Origin of the sequence: Enterococcus diestrammenae (assembly GCF_049384045.1) — a bacterium.
GTDB lineage: Bacteria > Bacillota > Bacilli > Lactobacillales > Enterococcaceae > Enterococcus_C > Enterococcus_C diestrammenae.
Map to the genome: position 1 here is coordinate 1 of NZ_JBMRGR010000027.1, position 14,932 is coordinate 14,932.

The window sequence follows — 14,932 nt, forward strand, 5'->3', positions numbered from 1 at the left end:
TTACTTAATTAAATAGTGTGGTGGCGATAGCAAGAAGGATACACCTGTAACCATGTCGAACACAGAAGTTAAGCTTCTTAGCGCCGATTGTAGTGCCGGGTTTCTCGGTGTGAGAGTAGGACGTCGCCACGCTGTTTTTTTGAATATGGGGGTTTAGCTCAGCTGGGAGAGCATCTGCCTTACAAGCAGAGGGTCAGCGGTTCGAACCCGTTAACCCCCATATGAGCCGTTAGCTCAGTTGGTAGAGCATCTGACTTTTAATCAGAGGGTCACAGGTTCGAGCCCTGTACGGCTCATTCATAATTGCGGGTGTGGCGGAATTGGCAGACGCACTAGATTTAGGATCTAGCGCCTATGGCGTGGGGGTTCAAGTCCCTTCACCCGCATCAAGCCGGCTTAGCTCAGTTGGTAGAGCATCTGATTTGTAATCAGAGGGTCGAGGGTTCAAATCCTTTAGCCGGCATCGCCAATATGCGGAAATAGCTCAGTGGTAGAGCACCACCTTGCCAAGGTGGGGGTCGCGGGTTCGAACCCCGTTTTCCGCTTTTAATGTCTACTCGCCGGGGTGGCGGAACTGGCAGACGCACAGGACTTAAAATCCTGCGGTGAGTGATCACCGTACCGGTTCGATTCCGGTTCTCGGCATTAAGAATTGAATGCGCCCATAGCTCAACTGGATAGAGTGTTTGACTACGGATCAAAAGGTTAGGGGTTCGACTCCTCTTGGGCGCGTATAACGGGAAGTAGCTCAGCTTGGTAGAGCACTTGGTTTGGGACCAAGGGGTCGCAGGTTCGAATCCTGTCTTCCCGATTCAGAATTTAAAAGGGGCCTTAGCTCAGCTGGGAGAGCGCCTGCTTTGCACGCAGGAGGTCAGCGGTTCGATCCCGCTAGGCTCCATATCATTTAAATAAATGATTTTTTCGCGGTGTAGCTCAGCTGGCTAGAGCGTCCGGTTCATACCCGGGAGGTCGGGGGTTCGATCCCCTTCGCCGCGATTTTTTCGAGCCTGGACCTTTAGCTCAGTTGGTTAGAGCAGACGGCTCATAACCGTCCGGTCGTAGGTTCGAGTCCTACAAGGTCCATCAGGATCAGTTGTAGGCTTGTGGAGGATTACCCAAGTCCGGCTGAAGGGAACGGTCTTGAAAACCGTCAGGCGGGTAAAACCGTGCAAGGGTTCGAATCCCTTATCCTCCTTAGTTGAATAATTATTGTTCAACCCTTTTATTATCGCGGGATGGAGCAGTCTGGTAGCTCGTCGGGCTCATAACCCGAAGGTCGTAGGTTCAAATCCTGCTCCCGCAATTAAAAACTAAAATCCTGGTCCCGTAGTGTAGTGGTTATCACGCCTGCCTGTCACGCAGGAGATCGCGGGTTCGAGTCCCGTCGGGACCGCCATGCGGGTGTAGTTTAGTGGTAAAACCACAGCCTTCCAAGCTGTTGTCGCGAGTTCGATTCTCGTCACCCGCTTTTAGTTTTTATATGGGCCTATAGCTCAGCTGGTTAGAGCGCACGCCTGATAAGCGTGAGGTCGATGGTTCGAGTCCATTTAGGCCCATTAAAATCAAAATAGCATTTTTGGTTTTGGGGAAGTACTCAAGTGGCTGAAGAGGCGCCCCTGCTAAGGGTGTAGATCGGGAAACCGGTGCGAGGGTTCAAATCCCTCCTTCTCCGTTTTAATGGTCCGTTGGTCAAGCGGTTAAGACACCGCCCTTTCACGGCGGTAACACGGGTTCGAATCCCGTACGGATCATTTTTAGTTTTATTGGAGGATTACCCAAGTCCGGCTGAAGGGAACGGTCTTGAAAACCGTCAGGCGGGTAAAACCGTGCAAGGGTTCGAATCCCTTATCCTCCTTAGTTGAATAATTATTGTTCAACCTTTTATTATCGCGGGATGGAGCAGTCTGGTAGCTCGTCGGGCTCATAACCCGAAGGTCGTAGGTTCAAATCCTGCTCCCGCAATTGTTACAAAACTACATTGGTCCCGTAGTGTAGTGGTTATCACGCCTGCCTGTCACGCAGGAGATCGCGGGTTCGAGTCCCGTCGGGACCGTTGCAGTATTTTGGCTCGGTAGCTCAGTTGGTAGAGCAATGGATTGAAGCTCCATGTGTCGGCAGTTCGATTCTGTCCCGCGCCATTTGTATCACGGGCCTATAGCTCAGCTGGTTAGAGCGCACGCCTGATAAGCGTGAGGTCGATGGTTCGAGTCCATTTAGGCCCATACATACATTATTAGTAAGGTCCGTTGGTCAAGCGGTTAAGACACCGCCCTTTCACGGCGGTAACACGGGTTCGAATCCCGTACGGATCATGAGGTACTCGCTGAGTGCCTTTTTTTTATTCCTCTTAAAAGAAAGCGTTTTCTTAATTGAATAGGAGAAATGGGTGGACAAATCTTAGGATGATTGAAAAGATTTGTCTTTTTAGTATGAAAAGAGAAAAAATTTTTTCGTTTATTTACTGAAGTATGAAACTTTTGTCAGGATTATGAGGTCTAATAGGTGTATACGAGAAAAGACTTGCGCAAGGAATAGATGAGGGAGAATAAGATGACAGACAAGGAGCTGCGATGGGTCCAAAAGGCTAAAAATGGCAATCAACAGGCGCTGAATAAGTTATTGAAAGCTCATTATGAGAGCATTTATTTGTTGGCTTATAGTTATGTTAAAAATGAAGCTGACGCCCTCGATGTGGTACAAGAAGCAGCTTATAAGGCGGTTAATGGGATGAGTCGGTTACAACAGGAGGAATACTTTTCAACTTGGCTAAATCGAATCATCATCAATGAGGCGAAACAGCTATTGGTCCGGCGTCAACGAGAAAATGCGCGACAAACGAGTGATGAAGAAGCGATGGCTAGTCTGGTTGATTTGGCGGAAACACAGGAGCATGATTCAGTGTTGATGCAAGAAATTCACGGCTTAGATGAAAAATATGAAGAGGTTTTATTGTTATTTTACTTTAATGACTTGGCAATCAAAGAGATCGCAAGTGTTTTGGGGACGAACGAAAATACCGTGCAGACACGGTTGGCACGAGGACGGGAATTGCTACGTTTGCGGTTGATCGCACAAGGATATGAAAGGCAGGGGTTGAAATGAAGGAACAAGACTTGAAACGCAATTTATTGGTGGAACGGCGAGAAGTAGTGGTGCCGAAAAAAGCAGTGTTGCAAGCGATTGATGCAGGAACGAAGCGAGCAGGGGGACGTACAAGTCAACGGGTAACGCTGCGTCGGTTAGTCACCGTGGTCGCTGTTCTAGGAATCGCCTTGATTGGCACAGGTATCTCTGGGCTAGCAGATGGGGTATTTGACCAATTTGTTCGGATACCAGCTGTAGAGAGTTTTTATAAGAATATGACCATCAGTCCGGAAAACAATCAACGGGCCAAAGCATTTGAAATGAAAAATGGTATCGGTTATTGGGCAGAGGGCCAGAAGTTGGTAGAAGCCAAGCCTAACCCCACAGATATTCAGGTGAAACCAGGGATTTATGATGTGACGTTGACGCAAGGGGCAATAGGAGAGTTGTTAGTAGGGGGGGTTCTATTGCCTGGAGAAACCTATAAAAGTTATTGGCTAGAAGAAGGGAATTACTCGGAAGTCTTTGGTAAAAATGCTGTCTTGCAGTTTACGCCAGCCAATTTTGAGCCGCTGACTAAAACGGGAGACCACTACGAATTGGAAAACGTATTTGGGGATTTTGAAATTGGCAAAGCAATCGAGGCTGGTATCTATCGCGTGGAAGTGACGGGGGCTTCGGAGTATGGGGAAGGCTGGTCAGTGATGGTGGGAACCTCCAATACGTTTGCAGATGGTAGTGGCGCATCTGGCGGGTCAAGGTTCTCTAAGGAATCTTTTGGTGCTCAGATTGTGGAGATGAGAACTGGCTCCGTGATGAAAATTTCCCGAGAGTATACGTCTGAAGATGAATCGGTGGATGCAATCAACTATCCCGCCAACGTGCCCAACGTCCATGTCACCCTCACCAAAATCGCTAAAGAGGGCGAAAAAATCGAATAACTTACGGCTAAAGTAGCGGCAACGACTCACGTGATCAGTCAGCGGGGGTCGTTGTTTTCTTTTTACTTAAATTTCTTGAAATTTTCATGATAGATTCAGCTAGAATACAAGCAAGTTGGGGGAATATCTGTTATACTGTCAATCGTTGCAAGTTCCCGATAGGATTCGTAATTCGAAGATGCCTTGTAACCGAAATATTAAAACTGGCCGACTTTTGTTGAAGTAAGGCCATGTAGGGGGAATCATCATGACAGAAAGACATTTATTTACTTCGGAATCTGTCTCCGAGGGCCATCCGGATAAGGTGGCAGACCAAATCAGTGATGCGATTTTGGATGCATTGCTGGAAAAAGACCCATATGCTCGGGTGGCTTGTGAAACTTCAGTGACCACTGGCTTGGTGCTGGTGTTCGGTGAAATTTCTACCAATGCATATGTGGATATCCAAAAAATTGTGCGTAAAACCATTAAAGAGATCGGTTATACCCGGGCTAAATTTGGTTTTGATGGGGATACCGTAGCCGTCTTGGTGGCTATCGATGAACAATCACCAGATATCGCACAAGGCGTGGACGTGGCGTTAGAAGCCCGTTCGGAAAAGAAAGATCCGTTAGACGAGATCGGGGCCGGTGACCAAGGCTTGATGTTTGGTTTTGCCTGCGATGAAACACCTGAGTTGATGCCATTGCCGATTTCGCTGAGCCACAAGCTGGTGCGCCGTTTAGCAGAGTTGCGAAAGAATCAAGAGCTGCCTTACTTGCGGCCAGATGCTAAATCACAAGTGACGGTGGAATACGATGATCAAGGCCAACCACAACGGGTGGACACAGTGGTTATCAGTACGCAGCATGACGATCAGGCTACTAATGAAACCATTCATGCAGATGTTATCGAAAAAGTTATCAAAGAAGTGATTCCAGCTGCGTTGTTGGATGAGCAGACGAAATATTACATTAATCCCACCGGTCGTTTCGTTATTGGTGGACCTCAAGGCGATGCCGGATTGACTGGACGGAAGATCATCGTGGATACTTACGGTGGCTACGCTCGTCATGGGGGCGGGGCTTTCTCCGGTAAGGACGCGACAAAAGTGGATCGTTCGGCTAGTTATGCGGCGCGTTATATTGCCAAAAATATCGTAGCTGCTGGTTTAGCGAAAAAAGCGGAAGTGCAGTTGGCCTATGCGATTGGTGTGGCTCAACCGGTTTCCATTTCGGTGGATACTTTTGGCACAGGCACGGTAGCCAATGAAAAATTAGTGGCAGCGATTCGAGAAAACTTCGATTTGCGGCCAGCGGGAATCATCGAAATGCTTGACCTACGTCGCCCGATTTACAAACAAACAGCGGCGTATGGCCATTTTGGTCGTACAGATATCGATTTGCCATGGGAGAAGACGGATAAAGTCGACGGCCTTTTGGCAAGTGTGAAGGAGTAACCGAGGCGACCTCTGCTAAGTGGGTAGGCGCAAGTCTATTCGCTGGCGGGGGTCTCTTTTGTTGCTTGAAAATGACGAAAGTTAACTCCGTAGCAAGGGCTAAGGGAAAGCTAAGACATCCCAGTTGGCTAGCTGAAGGCCCAATTGGTTTAGCAGCGCTTCTACTAGGCTAACTTTCGCTATTTTCGAAAAGAGAGGCATTCCCAGATCCAACTGGTTAAAGGTGAAGAGAGCTCTTCTGGTCGGGATCTATTTGGCACAAATAAAGATGAGGAGAAAAAGATGACACAACAGAGACAAACAAATGTAAAACTAGTGACGGTGGCGGTATTTGTGGCCACCTTTATGACGGCGGTGGAAGGCACAATCGTCACCACAGCGATGCCGACGATTGTGGGATCGTTACATGGTATTGAAATTATGAACTGGGTCTTTTCGATTTATTTATTGACCAATGCCATGCTGACACCGATTTATGGTAAATTGGCGGATCGAATTGGCCGGAAACCGATCTTTATTTTGGGGACGATGTTATTTATCGTTGGTTCTGCTCTGTGTGGCTTTTCCGATAGCATGATGACGTTGATCATCGCACGAGCCATTCAAGGGATGGGGGCCGGCGCGATGATGCCGGTGGCTTTGACGATTATCGGTGACCTTTATACGATGGAAAAACGCGCACGGGTGTTGGGGCTAAACAGTACCGCTTGGGGCATTGCTAGTGTCGTAGGTCCCCTTGCCGGTGGGGTCATCGTAGACACGGTGGGTTGGCATTGGATCTTCTTTATCAATGTGCCCATCGGTTTGGTATTGATTTGGTTGATTCAACGTTATTTGGTAGAACCGAAACGGCAGCAGACAACCAATGATTTAGGGGAGAAGGCAGCGAGTAAACCCATGGATATTGCCGGTAGCTTGTTGTTGATGCTGACGCTGTTGGCATTACTATTGGCTTTCCAACTTTTAGGGGACCAAGGTTTTGATTTGACCGTGGCTTTGTTATTGGTGGGCTTTATTGTGGGACTGATCGGTTTTGTCTTCGTCGAAAAACGCGCGGCGGATCCGGTGATTACCTTGACGTTATTTGAAAGTCGCCTATTTGTAGTGGTGAACTTGGTGGCGGCGTTAGCTAGTGGCTTCTTGATGGCGGTGGATGTCTATATTCCCATGTGGATGCAAGGGGTATTGGGGTTGCCGGCGGGTATCGGGGGCTTAGTATTGGCACCCTTGTCAGTTTTATGGATGGTTGGTTCCTTTTTGGCGGGGCGTTGGATGGTCAGCCACTCGGTTAAGTTTGTGCTGTTTTTAGGCTTGCTGATGACCTTTATCGGTGGCGCCAGTTTGTTTTTGATTCCGATGTTTGCTAGCTGGCTGTGGTTTTTTGTGATTTCTACGATTTTGGGTATTGGCTTGGGGGCAGTAACAGTGACGTGTACGGTCAGCTCCCAAAGCAGTGTCGACCATGACCAACTGGGGGTGGCGACGTCATTTAATACCTTGGCTCGGACGATTGGTCAGACCATCATGGTGTCAGTCTTCGGGATTTTGATGAACGGCATCACCAAAGCCCGCTTGGCGCAGGCAAAGCTTACCTCAGACCCTGATATTATGAATAAATTAGTAAATCCTCAAACAGCAAAAAATTTACCACAAGAGCAACTAGCGCCTTTGCGGAAGATTCTTTTTGCGGGACTTCATGGCGTTTTCGGTGGTGCGCTAGTCTTGATTGTTATTGCCTTGATTTTGACGGTTATTATTCGTGAAAAATCTGGTACAATAAAACAAAATACCACTAGCCACTAAGAAGGAAAATCGTTTTAGAACAGCTAGTGGGACAGAAATGGGGCTGAAACATGGCACTGCTACAAGTAAATTGTTTTTCCAACGTTTTAGACATGCAAGTCATGATAAATGTGATCTTACCGCAACAAACCAAAAAACGAGTAGGCACTGATTCGGTGGGAGTCACCGAGGATGTGCCAGTCCTCTACTTGCTCCACGGGATGGGCGGCAACCACAGTGTGTGGGAACGGCGAACCTCATTGGAGCGCTATGTAGATGATTTGGGGCTAGCTGTCGTCATGCCGGCTACCGATCATGGTTGGTATACGGATACCACCTACGATATGAAATACTGGACCTATCTCTCAGAAGAACTGCCAGAACTGATCCACACCTTCTTCCCTCAGCTGACTACTAAGCGGGAAAAGACCTTTGCAGCTGGCTTGTCCATGGGGGGCTATGGGGCGGTGAAATGGGGGCTGCGCTGTCCTGAACAGTTTGCGGCTGTCGCTAGTCTGTCCGGTGCCTTGGCCTTCACGGATGATCCGACCCCTTTGCTGAGCTTGCGAAAGCGGGCCTATTGGGAAGGGATTTTCGGACAACTAGAAACCTTAGGGACCTCAATGGAAAATCCTTTGTACCTCTTATCGCAAACAAAGCCAACGACTGCGCCTAAGCTGTTTATCTGTTGCGGCACGGAAGACGACCTGTATCCCATCAGCGGTTACTTCGCCAAAAAAGCCTCTGAAAAAGGCTTCGACGTGACTTATGAAGAGGGAACTGGTGTCCATGATTGGGCCTTTTGGGATCGTTGGCTGCCACGGGTTTTGGAATGGTTGCCGTTGGAAAAATAGCATAAAAACACCCTCGATTCTATTGGAGTCGAGGGTTTCTGCTTTTTGGCTTGAAATCTTGATTAGCGCTTCTTCTCAATACAAAACAAAATCGGTGGCTGATTCTGCTGATTGATAAACTGGTAATTTAGTACGTTGTATTCTTTTTGCGGTAAAGCACTACAATAATCCCGGACGCTAGCCAGTTCTTCAGCACCACCAACGTGTCCATAGTAACAAACCAAAATCACTCGCCCTCGAGGTGCTAGTCGAAGCAACAAAGCGTCCAAGGCCTGGCGCGTCGTCTCCGGCAAGGTAATCACGGCTTTGTCGCTTTGGGGAAGGTAGCCGAGGTTGAAGATTGCTGCTTTGATGGAACAATCTGCGGGGATGTGTTGATCCAAGGTCTCGTGTCCAGCGGGAATTAAGCTGACCCGCTTGGCCAATTCTGGCGTTTCTGCCAAGCGTTTGGCGGTATTATTCAAAGCCAACTCTTGCACGTCAAAGGCATACACATGGCCAGTTCGACCTACTAATTCGGCGAGAAAAGCGGTGTCGTGGCCATTGCCCATGGTAGCGTCCACTGCGATTTCCCCCGGCTGGAGGATTTCTTGCAACAAGGTATGGCTGTACTGCAAAGCGGTTGCTAACATCAGGCCAGGCCTCCTTTTACACCTGCCGACAGAAGGATTTTTCGTCCTCGGTCAAACTTGACTCCGGCTGTTTGCCGCACATCATATTTTCCTTGCCAAGTTTCTCGGCGGGCCAGTTCGTCATCGATGGCGTTTAAGACTTCCCATTTTTTCAAGCTCCATTTTGGACCAATCAGAGCATCCCATGGAGCATCCCCGGTCAGACGATGGATGATGACCTCAGCGGGAATCAGTTCCAGTTGTCGGCAGATGACATCTACGTATTCGGAGCGACTCATCAGTTGGAGACGACCTTCTTGATAATCCCGTAGCATCCGCGTATTGCGCATCAGGTGCAGGAGGTGCAACTTGATGCCTTGAATATCTGAATCCAGCAGGGTACGGCGGACATTTTCAATCATCATCTCTGACGTTTCCCCTGGCAAGCCATTGATTAAATGGGTGCAGACTTGGATATCGTGTTTTCGGAGACGAGCTACCGCATCCAGATAAGTCTGGTAGTCATGCGCGCGATTGATGGTGGCACTGGTGTCCTCGTAAGTCGTCTGTAGACCTAGCTCTACCCAGAGATACATGCGACTATTGAGTTCAGCTAAATAGTCCACGACTTCCGGTGGCAGACAATCCGGCCGAGTGCCCACTGACAGACCCACCACGCCAGGTAAATTTACCACTTGTTCGAAGCGTTCTCTGATGACTTCGACTGGGGCATGGGTATTGGTGAAATTTTGGAAATAGACGATGTATTGGTCCACTGCTGGCCATTTCATATGCATCATGTCGATCTCTTTGGTAAATTGGGAGGGCAGTGGCTCAGTGGGGGCGACGATCATGTCCCCAGAGCCTGAGACGCTACAAAATGTACAGCCCCCGCGCGCTACCGTGCCATCACGATTGGGACAGTCAAATCCGCCATCCACGGGAACTTTGAAAATTTTGCCACCGAATGTTTCTCGGTAGGCTTGATTTAATGAATAATATCGTTTATTTTCTGCGTAAATCATAGTTGCCTTCTTTCTTTTTACATCCCCAAAACACTAACGCTGTTTGCCAGTAAATCGCCAGACGAAGCGGCGTTCGGCAAAAATCGGATAGGTCAGACACAGCCAGCCCGCTCCGAGACAAAACCCACCGATGATATCTGTCGGAAAATGAACCCCCAAATAAATCCGACTAATGCCGATACCCAAAATTAGGCTACCACAGAGTACCTGCAACAAAAGCCGCACCGGTTTATTTTTAATCAATCCTGGTAAGATAAAACATAAGGTGCCAAAGAGGATCATACTACCGGTGGCATGCCCACTAGGAAAGCTAAAACTGGTTTCTTCTACCAGATGTTCTAAGGTAGGTCGTTGCCGTAGAAAGCCTAGTTTCAACAAAGCGTTACCGATACCGGCCACACCTACTAAGCCAATTCCGTACCAGAGACTTTCGGCATAGCGTTTGCCTAAAGCCATCAACGCCACTAGCACCAAGCCAATCGCCACGACAAACAAGGGATTCCCCAGTTTGGTGATGGTTAAGTAAAATTCATTCCATGCTGGATAGGGACTGCGAAGGATATTGGTCAAAAAGGTATCAAAGCCGGTCAACCATTGGGGGAAGAATTTCACTACATAGCCCAAAAAGACAAAAACCAGTAAAAAGCAACTGCCAGCAAATTGCCAATAAAGTTTATTTTTCATAGATGTTTCCTTTCGATTATAACTTTGGAAATCCAATCTGTATTATAGCATGCTCTGAGGCCGTACCCCAGATTTCTACTAAAATCCAAGAAAATCTCAATGATAGCGTTTGTAATGTTCTTGTAAAGAAAAAAATCCTGGGTTTCTTTCTTTAAAAAAGGAAGAATAAAGCTGATAAATAGCATGATAACAAGCTTTACTTAAACTCTCCCGCTTTTTTTAAGAAAAGGATGGAAATGATCAACTCGTTGGAATGTTACGAACAGCTAACAAATGCCTAAAATAACTAGGTTTACGTTTCGTTTTCCCCGATAGACAAGGTATACTTGAAACAGGACATTTCGATTTTCGAATGTAAACAAGTAATAGCGGGAGTAGGTATCCCGCTGTTTTTTCACAGCGACGGGGTGGTCTCGGCGGCTGTCGGTCAATAAATAGTTATTTGGCTAGCTGATCTTTACTACTAAGTAAGGGCGACTATACTATTTATTTTGCACCAAGCATAACAAACACTAAAAATTTGAGTACATACTCAGCTCAAAATGAAGGCAACCCGACATTTTGAAAAGGAGGAAACACATGGAAAACGTGGAAAAGTTGGTTACCCGTAAAGAACGACGATTATTACAAGAAAAACAGCGCCGGTCACGCCAGTTTAAAAAAGGGACGGCTCTGGTTGGGACAACTATGGCAGCTTGTACCATCGCTACCCCTTTGATTCAACCCCAAGCTGCAGAAGCTGCAACTGCTTCAGTGGTCAGCCGTAGCGTCAACACCAGTGCCTTTATCGCAGAATTGGCAGCCTACGCGCAACCAGTGGCTGCTAAAAATGACTTATACGCTTCGGTGATGATTGCCCAAGCGGTGGTGGAAAGCGGTTGGGGTCAAAGTTCCCTTGCTCGCGCCCCTTATTACAATCTTTTTGGAATCAAAGGGAGTTACCAAGGAAAAAGTGTTTACATGGACACCCAGGAATACCTTAATGGGAAATGGCTTACCATGAAGGAACCATTCCGGGACTATCCCTCTTATCAACAAGCCTTTGAAGACAATGCCAATGTCATCAAAACAGTTCGTATGGGGAGTGCCTACCATTATCGTGGCGCTTGGAAGAGTAATTGTTCTTCTTACCGAGATGCAACAGCCTGGTTAACTGGGCGTTATGCCACGGCGCCTCATTATGCGACGGCTTTAAATACGATCATCGAAACCTACAATCTGACACGCTATGACAATGGTGTTTCCGGTAGTGCCGGTGGTGGGGCTAGCAGTGTCACCAGTAGTACCAATAACACAAGCAGTTCCAATAGCACGAGTAATAATTCTTCAAGTAACACAAGTACCAATACGAGTAAAACTTACTATACCGTGAAATCCGGTGATTCTGTCTGGTTGATTGCCGACAAATATGGCATCAGCATGAGTGATTTGGTGAAATGGAATAACATCAAAAATAACTTAATCTTTCCAGGTCAAAAAGTTATCGTCAAAAATGGTGGGGGGACCAGCAATAGTTCAACCAATACCACTCCATCAAAACCGGCGAATAATACCAACAATAACGCTACAAGTAATAACGCAGCTTCTAAACCAAGTCAGACTACGAACACCAGCAACGCCTACTACACCGTGAAATCCGGGGATTCCGTTTGGTTGATTGCCGACAAGTATGGTATCAGTATGAGCCAGTTGGTCAACTGGAATGGTATCAAAAATAACTTGATTCACCCCGGTCAAAAACTCATCGTCAAAAAAGGTGCCGCTGCTAGTACGAGCACAACTACTTCTAGCAATACGTCCAATACGTCAACTACGACGAATACCAAACCAGCTGGTAATACCAATACAGCTACTGGTAATGGCTACTACACTGTGAAATCTGGCGACTCCGTTTGGTTGATTGCCGACAAACATGGCATTAGTATGACTGATTTTATCAATTGGAATGGGATTAAAAATAATTTTGTTTACCCAGGTCAAAAAGTCATCGTCAAGAAAGGCGCGAGGGGTACCACAAGCAGTACCACAAGCAGTACCAACTCCTCCACAAGTAATACCAGTAAGACCTACCAAGTCAAAAGTGGCGACTCGCTTTGGGAAATCGCACAAAAATACGATTTATCCATTAACCAGTTGAAACAATTAAACAAACTGAATTCCGACGTGATTTACGTTGGACAAAAATTACTTGTGAAATAAATCAGTTAAAAGCATCCGCCGGCGACAGCTAGCGGATGCTTTTTTAGCTAGCAGTCTCCATTGATGCAAATACTATTTTATCAGGAGCTGGGGAGCGAGGCAGACTATTTTTGGATGATTGGGCAAGGAAATAGTGGTTGCGTTGGAAATGATAGGGTGAAAGTTAGATGGCTCAAGAGCAAAGATATCTGTTTTTATTATTTGGATGATGTATCTAGCTATTTATAGAAAAAATTGTCAAAACAGATTTAATGACAAATTTATGTTCACTTTTCAAAAATATATCGCTAGTTTTTATATGAATTCGCTTACAAATAGATTAAGCTTTGTTATACTATTATTAGCAAGTTCTTTTATTTGACCAAATTTTACATGATGAAAAGGGAGCGACTAAAATGACAAGATTTCCGAAAAACTTTCTCTGGGGCGGGGCCACTGCCGCCAACCAAATTGAAGGGGCTTATTTAGAAGATGGTAAAGGCTGGTCCACCGCGGATACTGCCAAATATTTAGGCAAAGAGGCTCGTAGCCACATGTCTTTGCTGAAACCTATGACCAAAGAGGATGTCGAAGCTGCGATGGCAGATCAAGAGGGGATCTATCCAAAACGTCATGGCATCGACTTTTACCACCGTTACAAAGAAGATATTGCGTTGTTTGCCGAGATGGGCTTTAAGACGTTTCGATTGTCGATCTCTTGGCCACGGATTTTTCCAAATGGGGATGATAAAGAGCCGAATGAAGCAGGTTTAGCTTTTTATGACAAGGTATTTGACGAATGCTTGAAATACGGTATCGAACCATTAGTGACAATTTCCCACTATGAATTTCCTCTGGCGCTGGCCTTGAAGCAAAATGGCTGGCTGTCTCGGGACACCATTGCTGCTTTTGTCCGTTACGCTGAAGTCTTGTTTAAACGCTACGGCGAAAAAGTCAAATATTGGTTGACCTTCAATGAAATCAACATCATCGGCATGACCGGCTACCTGAGTGGTGGGATTCTGGCAGATGGCATCGATAATCTGTTGCAAGCCCAGTATCAAGCCGCTCATCATCAATTTATCGCTAGTGCCTTAGTGGTACAAAAATGTCATGAGTTGATTCCAGACGCCAAAATTGGCTGTATGTTAGCTCGGATGGAAGCTTATCCAGAAACCTGTAACCCAGCAGATGTCTTGGCAGCGGTGGAAGCAGATGAAAGCAACCTGTTTTATACGGACGTGCAAATTCGCGGGGCTTATCCAAGCTACATGACGAAGTTTTTCAAAGATCGGGATATCACGATCGATATGGTTGAAGGGGATGAAGAAATCCTGAAGCAGGGGACTGTGGACTTCTTATCTTTCAGCTACTATATGTCCAGTATCGCTACTGCGGATAAAACTGGTGAGTCCACCGGGGGGAATCTCCTGGGTTCCAAGAAAAATCCGTATTTGAAGGCTAGTGACTGGGGCTGGCAAATCGATCCGGTGGGCTTGCGAATTACTATGAAGAAGATGTACGAGCGTTACCAAGTGCCATTATTTATCGTGGAAAATGGTCTGGGGGCAGAAGACACGGTGGAAGCTGACGGAAGCATTCATGACAGCTACCGCATCGATTACTTGCGAGATCATATCGAACAAATCGGTTTGGCACTGGAAGAAGGCGTGGAAATCATGGGTTACACACCATGGGGCTGCATCGATTTGGTCAGTGCCTCCACTAGCGAAATGTCCAAACGCTACGGCTTCATCTACGTCGACCAAGACGATCTGGGTCAAGGGACACTCGCTCGTAGCAAAAAAGATTCTTTTGATTGGTACAAGAAAGTGATTGCCACAAATGGAGAAGATTTGGCCTAGCCAGACGATGTGAAAAAGGAATAAAGGATTAAGCCGGTGGAAGAGCGCCGGCTTTCTCTCTTTTCTAAAACTCCCCTTTGATTTTTCCTAGATTCTCTGTTAGACTATCAGTCAAACAGCATATTCCACGATTGACGAGGAGATAGTAGCTAGTCGACTGTTGCAGAGAGCGCATGGTAGGTGAGAATGCGTACAGGAGCTTGTGAACTGGCCTCAAGTGGTGGTCTTTTGAACCCACACCGCCTAAAATAGGTAAGCGGCAAGTAGAAAGCCACGGTGACGACCGTTAGCACGTCTGAGGTTTGCTTTGATCAGGAAACTAGATCTCTGGCAAACAAAAATAGGTGGTACCGCGTTGACAACGTCCTATGAAAGCTTTTTTGGCTTTCGTAGGGCGTTTTTTGCATTTTTTCGGCAAGGAGTAGGTTTGTCGAGAGATGTTGCACTAGGTTTAGCTACAATTCAGCTCC

The 14,932-nt window shown here is 46.8% G+C and carries 10 protein-coding genes, 24 tRNA genes, 1 rRNA gene, 1 riboswitch and 1 other annotated feature; of the genes, 32 read left to right on the plus strand and 3 right to left on the minus strand.

Features of this window, described 5'->3' with window-relative positions:
• Positions 1-16: 16 nt before the first annotated feature.
• The 30 genes from rrf (at position 17) to ACO03U_RS13025 (ending at position 8,099) form a co-directional block, all read left to right on the plus strand.
• A 5S ribosomal RNA gene (gene rrf / locus ACO03U_RS12880) occupies positions 17-132 on the plus strand.
• 15 nt (positions 133-147) lie between these two features.
• Positions 148-220, plus strand: a tRNA-Val gene (locus ACO03U_RS12885).
• Positions 221-223: 3 nt separating this feature from the next.
• A tRNA-Lys gene (locus ACO03U_RS12890) sits at positions 224-296 on the plus strand.
• 9 nt (positions 297-305) lie between these two features.
• Positions 306-386, plus strand: a tRNA-Leu gene (locus ACO03U_RS12895).
• 4 nt (positions 387-390) lie between these two features.
• A tRNA-Thr gene (locus tag ACO03U_RS12900) sits at positions 391-463 on the plus strand.
• 10 nt (positions 464-473) lie between these two features.
• A tRNA-Gly gene (locus tag ACO03U_RS12905) sits at positions 474-545 on the plus strand.
• Positions 546-559: 14 nt separating this feature from the next.
• Positions 560-645 (plus strand) — tRNA-Leu (locus ACO03U_RS12910).
• 13 nt (positions 646-658) lie between these two features.
• Positions 659-732, plus strand: a tRNA-Arg gene (locus tag ACO03U_RS12915).
• A gap of 5 nt (positions 733-737) precedes the next feature.
• Positions 738-811: transfer RNA gene (locus ACO03U_RS12920), tRNA-Pro, on the plus strand.
• Positions 812-825: 14 nt separating this feature from the next.
• Positions 826-898: transfer RNA gene (locus tag ACO03U_RS12925), tRNA-Ala, on the plus strand.
• 24 nt (positions 899-922) lie between these two features.
• A tRNA-Met gene (locus tag ACO03U_RS12930) sits at positions 923-996 on the plus strand.
• A gap of 13 nt (positions 997-1,009) precedes the next feature.
• A tRNA-Ile gene (locus ACO03U_RS12935) sits at positions 1,010-1,083 on the plus strand.
• A 22-nt stretch (positions 1,084-1,105) separates the two neighbouring features.
• Positions 1,106-1,195 (plus strand) — tRNA-Ser (locus ACO03U_RS12940).
• 34 nt (positions 1,196-1,229) lie between these two features.
• Positions 1,230-1,303 (plus strand) — tRNA-Met (locus ACO03U_RS12945).
• Positions 1,304-1,320: 17 nt separating this feature from the next.
• Positions 1,321-1,396, plus strand: a tRNA-Asp gene (locus ACO03U_RS12950).
• 1 nt (position 1,397) lies between these two features.
• A tRNA-Gly gene (locus ACO03U_RS12955) sits at positions 1,398-1,468 on the plus strand.
• A gap of 14 nt (positions 1,469-1,482) precedes the next feature.
• A tRNA-Ile gene (locus ACO03U_RS12960) sits at positions 1,483-1,556 on the plus strand.
• A 28-nt stretch (positions 1,557-1,584) separates the two neighbouring features.
• Positions 1,585-1,672: transfer RNA gene (locus ACO03U_RS12965), tRNA-Ser, on the plus strand.
• 7 nt (positions 1,673-1,679) lie between these two features.
• Positions 1,680-1,751 (plus strand) — tRNA-Glu (locus ACO03U_RS12970).
• A gap of 14 nt (positions 1,752-1,765) precedes the next feature.
• Positions 1,766-1,855 (plus strand) — tRNA-Ser (locus tag ACO03U_RS12975).
• Positions 1,856-1,888: 33 nt separating this feature from the next.
• Positions 1,889-1,962 (plus strand) — tRNA-Met (locus ACO03U_RS12980).
• A gap of 18 nt (positions 1,963-1,980) precedes the next feature.
• Positions 1,981-2,053 (plus strand) — tRNA-Asp (locus ACO03U_RS12985).
• Positions 2,054-2,065: 12 nt separating this feature from the next.
• Positions 2,066-2,138 (plus strand) — tRNA-Phe (locus tag ACO03U_RS12990).
• A 10-nt stretch (positions 2,139-2,148) separates the two neighbouring features.
• Positions 2,149-2,222, plus strand: a tRNA-Ile gene (locus tag ACO03U_RS12995).
• Positions 2,223-2,240: 18 nt separating this feature from the next.
• A tRNA-Glu gene (locus ACO03U_RS13000) sits at positions 2,241-2,312 on the plus strand.
• A gap of 238 nt (positions 2,313-2,550) precedes the next feature.
• Positions 2,551-3,102, plus strand: a complete 552-nt coding sequence (locus tag ACO03U_RS13005) for a sigma-70 family RNA polymerase sigma factor (RefSeq protein ID WP_204686535.1) — start codon at positions 2,551-2,553, stop codon at positions 3,100-3,102.
• Positions 3,099-4,025 carry a hypothetical protein gene (locus ACO03U_RS13010; RefSeq protein ID WP_204686533.1) on the plus strand — a complete coding sequence of 309 codons (927 nt, stop codon included), beginning with the start codon at positions 3,099-3,101 and terminating at the stop codon, positions 4,023-4,025. Before ACO03U_RS13005 ends, ACO03U_RS13010 begins: the two co-directional genes overlap by 4 nt.
• A gap of 140 nt (positions 4,026-4,165) precedes the next feature.
• Positions 4,166-4,275: riboswitch (SMK box riboswitch) on the plus strand.
• Positions 4,273-5,463: a methionine adenosyltransferase gene (metK, locus tag ACO03U_RS13015; RefSeq protein WP_161870505.1), complete on the plus strand. Its 1,191-nt coding sequence runs from the start codon at positions 4,273-4,275 to the stop codon at positions 5,461-5,463. Its footprint overlaps the riboswitch before it by 3 nt.
• A gap of 282 nt (positions 5,464-5,745) precedes the next feature.
• A complete protein-coding gene (locus tag ACO03U_RS13020) occupies positions 5,746-7,266 on the plus strand; it encodes an MDR family MFS transporter (protein ID WP_204686531.1) in 1,521 nt (506 codons plus the stop codon).
• A gap of 50 nt (positions 7,267-7,316) precedes the next feature.
• A complete protein-coding gene (locus tag ACO03U_RS13025; protein ID WP_204686529.1) occupies positions 7,317-8,099 on the plus strand; it encodes an alpha/beta hydrolase in 783 nt (260 codons plus the stop codon).
• A gap of 62 nt (positions 8,100-8,161) precedes the next feature.
• Here ACO03U_RS13025 and mnmM read toward each other — a convergent pair whose 3' ends face one another.
• The 3 genes from mnmM to ACO03U_RS13040 are packed head-to-tail and all read right to left on the minus strand — an operon-like array spanning position 8,162 to position 10,419.
• Positions 8,162-8,731, minus strand: a complete 570-nt coding sequence (mnmM, locus tag ACO03U_RS13030; RefSeq protein ID WP_204686527.1) for a tRNA 5-(aminomethyl)-2-thiouridylate-methyltransferase MnmM — start codon at positions 8,729-8,731, stop codon at positions 8,162-8,164.
• A complete protein-coding gene (gene mnmL / locus ACO03U_RS13035; RefSeq protein WP_204686525.1) occupies positions 8,731-9,735 on the minus strand; it encodes a tRNA modification radical SAM protein MnmL/YtqA in 1,005 nt (334 codons plus the stop codon). Before mnmL ends, mnmM begins: the two co-directional genes overlap by 1 nt.
• Before the next feature lie 33 nt (positions 9,736-9,768).
• Positions 9,769-10,419, minus strand: coding sequence for a phosphatase PAP2 family protein (locus ACO03U_RS13040; protein ID WP_204686523.1), 651 nt, complete (start codon positions 10,417-10,419; stop codon positions 9,769-9,771).
• A gap of 579 nt (positions 10,420-10,998) precedes the next feature.
• Between ACO03U_RS13040 and ACO03U_RS13045 the strand changes: the two genes are divergently transcribed.
• Positions 10,999-12,618 carry a LysM peptidoglycan-binding domain-containing protein gene (locus ACO03U_RS13045; protein WP_204686521.1) on the plus strand — a complete coding sequence of 540 codons (1,620 nt, stop codon included), beginning with the start codon at positions 10,999-11,001 and terminating at the stop codon, positions 12,616-12,618.
• 395 nt (positions 12,619-13,013) lie between these two features.
• The gene (locus ACO03U_RS13050; RefSeq protein ID WP_204686519.1) at positions 13,014-14,462 is read left to right on the plus strand and encodes a glycoside hydrolase family 1 protein; all 1,449 of its coding nucleotides are present in this window, start codon (positions 13,014-13,016) and stop codon (positions 14,460-14,462) included.
• A gap of 122 nt (positions 14,463-14,584) precedes the next feature.
• Positions 14,585-14,834 (plus strand) — a binding site (T-box leader).
• The last annotated feature ends 98 nt before the right edge of the window (positions 14,835-14,932 follow it).

Excerpts from the sequence above, each read along its gene's own strand:
- ACO03U_RS13005 (WP_204686535.1), top strand. The coding sequence starts at position 2,551 with ATGACAGACAAGGAGCTGCGATGGGTCCAAAAGGCTAAAAATGGCAAT.
- mnmM (WP_204686527.1), bottom strand. The coding sequence starts at position 8,731 with ATGTTAGCAACCGCTTTGCAGTACAGCCATACCTTGTTGCAAGAAATC.
- ACO03U_RS13025 (WP_204686529.1), top strand. The coding sequence starts at position 7,317 with ATGGCACTGCTACAAGTAAATTGTTTTTCCAACGTTTTAGACATGCAA.
- ACO03U_RS13010 (WP_204686533.1), top strand. The coding sequence starts at position 3,099 with ATGAAGGAACAAGACTTGAAACGCAATTTATTGGTGGAACGGCGAGAA.
- mnmL (WP_204686525.1), bottom strand. The coding sequence starts at position 9,735 with ATGATTTACGCAGAAAATAAACGATATTATTCATTAAATCAAGCCTAC.
- ACO03U_RS13040 (WP_204686523.1), bottom strand. The coding sequence starts at position 10,419 with ATGAAAAATAAACTTTATTGGCAATTTGCTGGCAGTTGCTTTTTACTG.
- metK (WP_161870505.1), top strand. The coding sequence starts at position 4,273 with ATGACAGAAAGACATTTATTTACTTCGGAATCTGTCTCCGAGGGCCAT.
- ACO03U_RS13020 (WP_204686531.1), top strand. The coding sequence starts at position 5,746 with ATGACACAACAGAGACAAACAAATGTAAAACTAGTGACGGTGGCGGTA.
- ACO03U_RS13050 (WP_204686519.1), top strand. The coding sequence starts at position 13,014 with ATGACAAGATTTCCGAAAAACTTTCTCTGGGGCGGGGCCACTGCCGCC.
- ACO03U_RS13045 (WP_204686521.1), top strand. The coding sequence starts at position 10,999 with ATGGAAAACGTGGAAAAGTTGGTTACCCGTAAAGAACGACGATTATTA.